The following is a 2,408-nucleotide window of genomic DNA, read 5'->3' on the forward strand; positions in this document are numbered from 1 at the left end:
AGTTGTTCAAAATCAAGTTTTAGTTTGATTGTTCGATTTTTTGATGTAATTCGTTCAGCTACTTGACTATCAAACACTAACATTCCAGCATACATCTCTAAATCAAGTTCTCGATCAAAAGCATTGTTTGATAATAAGGTATGTTTAATGTATTTACTATCCATTTTTCAAACAGCTTCATAATCTGATTTAAGTGATCATTCAGCATCATCAATGTATGGTTCAAGTTCTCTTATTCGTTTAACATTTTTATTATCATAATATAGTGTTGTTAGTTTTTGATTATCATAGTGTAGTTGTTCAACTAAACTATTTTCACTATTTTTAAAATTAGAGATTAAATATCAATTCTTCCCTAAGACTCATTTTCGATCAAAAGTAAGTACTTCAAATCTTACAAATGCTTTGTTTTTACCATATTGTTTAATTTCGCCAATTCTAAAATAACTTTTTAGTAATGAGAAGTTTTTATATGTAATTGAATAATCATTAATATATAAATCATTATTTGCTTCTGAATTAACTAATGTAATGTGTTTATCTAATTCTTTAAGATCAGTCGATCAATCAGCTACTGTTTTAGTAGCTATTTGTTCATAATCAACTTTAATGTTGTAATGAATTAAATTATTTAGCATTACTTCAGGATATAGATTTTGTTCATAATCATTAACAACATTATTAATAACAAATTCTTTATTAGGTGAATAACGTTGTTTCTTATCATCATTTTTTACAAAACCTAATCTAAAACTAATTGAGTTATGACCAAGCTTTTTAATATCATAGAAATAATAAAAAGTTTTTTCTTTAATTAGTTTGTTGTTTGCAGATGATCATCGATCAATATCATCTCTTGGAATATGTCCTGATCGAGAAGAAACATATTCACCTGGTTGATATAGTTTATTAGTAAGTTGAGTACCAATAACTACTTCTTTATCTTTAGGATCAATGATTCTTAAGAAGTAGTTAGCTTTCATATGTGCTTTTTGATTTAAGAATTCATCAATGTTTAAGTTTCGATATAAAGTAGTTTTAGAACTACTTTCAGCCCGACCAACTACTCTTCTAAAGTCAACATCACTATTATCTAATAAATCAATTTCTTTTTTAAGATTAGGATCAAACTCATTTTGAGCTTTAAAATCATCTTCAGTTAAATATTGATTATTAATTGGTTTAATGAAGTCGTGGTATTGATAACGTTTAAAATGATTAACTGAAAACGAATCTGAAAATGCATTATCAACTCATTTTTGAACGACTTGATTGTTTTCATCAATTTCAGTTTTTAATATACCCCAGAAGATTTCAGCAACCCCACCAAACTCATTCCCTGAATCATAAGCTTTGATTAATTGACGTGGTGCAATCGTATATTTCCCAAACTTAGGTAAATCATACATTGTATTTAAAACATTAATCGCATCATCTGGATAAAAGTCTTGGTGTGATTGATTTAACCCCTTCTTTAAATAAAGATGAGTTAGTAAGTTTTCATTATCAGCTAATATTTCTTTAGCTTGATTTAAATCAATCAGATCATCATCTTTCTCTGTTGCTTCTAAACTTTGGAAAACTACATTTTTATCTGTAATTAATTCCTTACTAAAAATAACATTATTATTAAATAAGAATTCAACAGTAGCAACTAATTTATTATCTTTAATAGTTGGTGTTTGTTTGATTCTGTACTCAAAACTTTCATTTACATATTTTTGTTTTCTTCTAATAGTTGGTTTATTATAGTCTGCATACAACACAATACCAACTACTTTATTACTCTTAGATAGATCAAACTGATTATTAAACTCATTTTCATTTAGTTTAGATAATAAGTAATAATCAACTTCAAAATATTGATCTAAACTACTAGTTTGTTTTAGTTCATTTATTTTCTTTAAGATCTTTTCATTATCTAAACTAAATCTTACTTCTTTATATAAAACTAAAGCAGGATTGTACTTATGAGTAATTTTATAAGTTACTATTGATTGATCATAAGTTTGATTTAATTTAACATTATTTACTTCAAAATCTAAATAATCAGTATCTAAATCTAAAAGCATAATCTTAGCTGTTTGATTGTTTAATGAAGCTACATTCATAAATCGATATAAATCTAAAGCTTTTCATCTAGCTAAATTATCATTTACTATTTTAGTTTCATTAATTCTTTATTAACTAATTTTAAATAAGCATCTTTAATTGAATTAGAATCATTACTACTACTTAATCAATTATTTAATTGATCTAAAAAGTAGTTTGCTTTAGTTACTGATTTCAGTTTTTTGTCAAAAATCTCTTTGTTCTTATTTAATAATTGATAAAAAGCAAAGGTTTTATTTGCTCCATAATAATCATTTTGAATTCTTGAATAAGTTTGATTAATAATGTAATTAATT

2 protein-coding genes are annotated in these 2,408 nt (G+C 24.9%); both read right to left on the reverse strand.

The features are described 5' to 3' along the window. A partial coding sequence (locus UDIV_RS00550; RefSeq protein ID WP_038101750.1) for an MGA_1079 family surface serine endopeptidase occupies positions 1–2,111 on the reverse strand: 2,111 nt, incomplete at its 3' end. A 47-nt stretch (positions 2,112–2,158) separates the two neighbouring features. Next, positions 2,159–2,408, reverse strand: a 250-nt coding sequence (locus UDIV_RS04445) for a hypothetical protein (RefSeq protein ID WP_038101757.1), incomplete at its 5' end; no start/stop codon positions are given.

The sequence above is a fragment of the Ureaplasma diversum NCTC 246 genome (assembly GCF_000731915.1).
Classification (GTDB): domain Bacteria; phylum Bacillota_I; class Bacilli_A; order Mycoplasmatales; family Mycoplasmoidaceae; genus Ureaplasma; species Ureaplasma diversum.